Genomic DNA, 2,768 nt, shown 5'->3' with positions numbered 1-2,768 from the left:
CCGCAACTATCGCGAAAAGCTGATTGCTATCAAAGATATAGCATGCTGAATCGGTATTCATTGGACCTGCAGTGAATTTTTCTGCAAATAATGAATTTCTCTCGAACTTTGCTGGCTTCAGCAAGGTTCAACAAGCAAGGACAAGAGGGCAATGTCTGGCTTGTAACTTGCTTGAATTTCGGAAATAAAGCCTCAGATCTGATGCATGAACACGACCAAAACCAATCCTTCGACTTCCAGTTTGACCGTCACACACGTGTTGGCAGAGTTGCTTGAGCGGCTCGAGCATAGCGCCATCGCGGTCGGGCCTGATCAATACCGCTCGGTGGCACTGCACCTGGTGAACGAACTCCACGAGTTGGAGTCAGACCCGGCCCTGCACACCCTGCTGGATTCCTACCCTGCGGCGTCGGAGTTGTATGAAAATGTCAATTATCGGTACGCGGGCCTGTGCCGTTCACCGCTGGATTGGGCCTTGGGCGCCGAACAGCAGGCCAGGCAGGCCATAGAGCGCGCCATGCGCCAACCCAACCAAGGAGACACCGATGTCCAGATCTGATGCAAAAACCACCGTTCTCGCGGACGGCCTGCGCTACAAATCCAAGGTGCCAGGCTCGCCGTTTGCGGCGTCGGCTTCGTTTGGTGCCGCCACCATGTCATGCTTCATGTGCGGCAAACACCGGCCTCGCTCGCAGATGGGTACGCGAAAAGTAATGGGTAAATCCCACGCCGTATGTTCCCCGTCGTGCAAGGCGCTGGACGAGGTGGCCGCTTAAGTGCGCGCAAACAATATGACTGAATCCCTGCACATCGTTTGCCCGCACTGCCACACCACCAACCGGGTAAAACGCGCCGATCTTGCCAATGCGCCCGATTGCGGCAGCTGTCACAAGGCCCTGTTTACGGGCCATCCGGCCGGTCTGGACGAAACGGCATTTGACCGGCATGTTTCGCGCAACGAGATTCCGGTACTGGTTGATTTCTGGGCACCCTGGTGCGGCCCGTGTCTGCAGATGGCGCCGGCTTACGAACAGGCAGCAGCGCAGCTGGAACCCGAAGTTCGCGTGGCAAAAGTCAACACTGAGGAGGCCCGGAGCCTCGGCGAGCGTTTCAACATTCGCAGCATTCCGACGCTGGCGCTGTTCGTCAACGGCCGCGAAGTGGCGCGCCAGCCCGGTGCCATGGGTGCCGCCGACATCGTGCGCTGGACACGCTCGCACCTTACGCTGCCCTGAAACGGATTGCAGGCAAACGCCTGCCGGGCCGGTGTCGCCTGCGCTGCCACCTGAACCGGCAAGTTCAGACCGGTGATCAATCATGGCTGTCTTGCTGCCTGCCGGCTGCCAGCGCAGGCTTCAAAAATAACGCGCCGCAGACGCCCGCGCCCAGCGCTCCCAGCACCGCGACCAGCACCACCCAGCGAAATGCGTGAATCAGCGTCGCGGGCGGTGCGCCGTTCAGTGGCCCGCCCAGGGCGGCGGCAAACACCACACCCAACACGGCCACGGCCACCAGACTTGCGACGCGAGCCACCGCGTTGTTAACGCCTGAGGCCACGCCGGCGTGCGCTGACGGCACAGCGTCCATCACCGTGGTGGTAAGCGGCGCAATGGCAATCGTCATGCCCAGTCCAAGCAGCACCATGGCCGGGAAAAAGCCGGCCCAGTAAGACCAGCCCAGGCCCGGTAACGCCATCAGCCCCAGCCCGGCAGCTACCGTCACCGGTCCCCAGGTGAGCATCAACCGGGCACCCAGGCGCGGCATGGCCTTCCCGGCGCTTGATGACAACAGGCCCACAATGACGGAAAAAGGCAGCAGCGTGGCGCCCGCTGCGGTGGCCGAATAACCGAATGCGCCTATCAGCACAAAGGGCAGAAAAAACAGCACGCCGCCCAGCGCGAAGTAAAGCAGCAGCGTCAGCAGATTGATGCCGACAAAATCGCGCGACCTGAAAAGAGCCGGCGGCACCATGGGCGCGTTTTCACGCGCCTGCACCAGCGCGAAAGCCGCCAGTGCTGCAAGGCCGGCCAACAGGGGCCATAGCACGCTACCGTGCCGCCAGCCGCGATCAGGCACCAGCGTCAGCCCGTAGGTGAGGGCGCCCAGGCCGCTTGCCACCAGCAGCACACCGAGCCAGTCAAAATGCCGCGGCGCCTGCGGGTCGCGGCTGTCTGGCACCGCATAGACGGCCAGCCAGACCGTCGCCAGCGCCAGCGGTACATTGAGAAAAAAGATCGCGCGCCACGACACCGCGTCGACCAGCCAGCCGCCCAGCACCGGACCGCCAGCACCCGTGATGGCGGTCCAGGCCGCCCAGGTGCCTATCGCCTTGCCGCGTTCCTGGCCTTCAAACACGCTGCCAATGATCGCCAGGCTGGACGGCACCAGCAAGGCTGCGCCCACGCCCTGCAAGGCCCGCATGGCAATCAGTACGCGCGTGCCCGAAGCCAGCCCGCAGGCCACGGAGGCGGCGGTAAAAATGGCAATCCCGATGATGAAAATCGTGCCCCGCCCAAACCGGTCACCGAGCGAGCCGCCCACCAGTAGCAGGGATCCGAGCGCCAGCAGGTACGCGCTGATGACCCATTGCAGCACGGCCAGATTGGCGCCAGCGCCGGCGGCAAAATCGCGCTGGATGGCGGGCAGGGCAATGTTGACGACCGAGCTGTCGATGAAGGCCATCGAAGAGCCCAGCACGGTGGCGGCCAGCGCGTAGCCTTTTCGGGCCGTCGGCAAGGTGGCGCAGGCGGGTTGCGCCTTGATGATTC

4 protein-coding genes are annotated in these 2,768 nt (G+C 62.8%); 3 read left to right on the top strand and 1 reads right to left on the bottom strand.

Annotated features, from left to right (window positions below; all coding sequences use genetic code 11):
* Positions 1–205 precede the first annotated feature (205 nt).
* From HHJ19_RS16015 to trxC, 3 genes are read left to right on the top strand one after another with little or no spacing between them, the layout of a single operon-like run.
* Complete coding sequence (locus HHJ19_RS16015; protein ID WP_296908866.1) at positions 206–559, top strand: hypothetical protein; 354 nt, start codon at positions 206–208, stop codon at positions 557–559.
* On the top strand, positions 546–776 hold the full coding sequence (locus HHJ19_RS16010) for a hypothetical protein (protein WP_296908865.1): 231 nt from the start codon (positions 546–548) through the stop codon (positions 774–776). Before HHJ19_RS16015 ends, HHJ19_RS16010 begins: the two co-directional genes overlap by 14 nt.
* A gap of 15 nt (positions 777–791) precedes the next feature.
* Positions 792–1,235: a thioredoxin TrxC gene (trxC, locus tag HHJ19_RS16005; RefSeq protein ID WP_296908864.1), complete on the top strand. Its 444-nt coding sequence runs from the start codon at positions 792–794 to the stop codon at positions 1,233–1,235.
* 76 nt (positions 1,236–1,311) lie between these two features.
* Here trxC and HHJ19_RS16000 read toward each other — a convergent pair whose 3' ends face one another.
* Positions 1,312–2,766, bottom strand: a complete 1,455-nt coding sequence (locus HHJ19_RS16000; protein WP_296908863.1) for an MFS transporter — start codon at positions 2,764–2,766, stop codon at positions 1,312–1,314.
* Positions 2,767–2,768 lie beyond the last annotated feature (2 nt).

Source organism: Polaromonas sp. (genome assembly GCF_012927415.1).
In the GTDB taxonomy this organism is placed as follows: domain Bacteria; phylum Pseudomonadota; class Gammaproteobacteria; order Burkholderiales; family Burkholderiaceae_C; genus Polaromonas.
The sequence above is the reverse complement of the archived record's forward strand: the minus strand, read 5'-3'. Positions and strand labels throughout refer to the sequence as shown.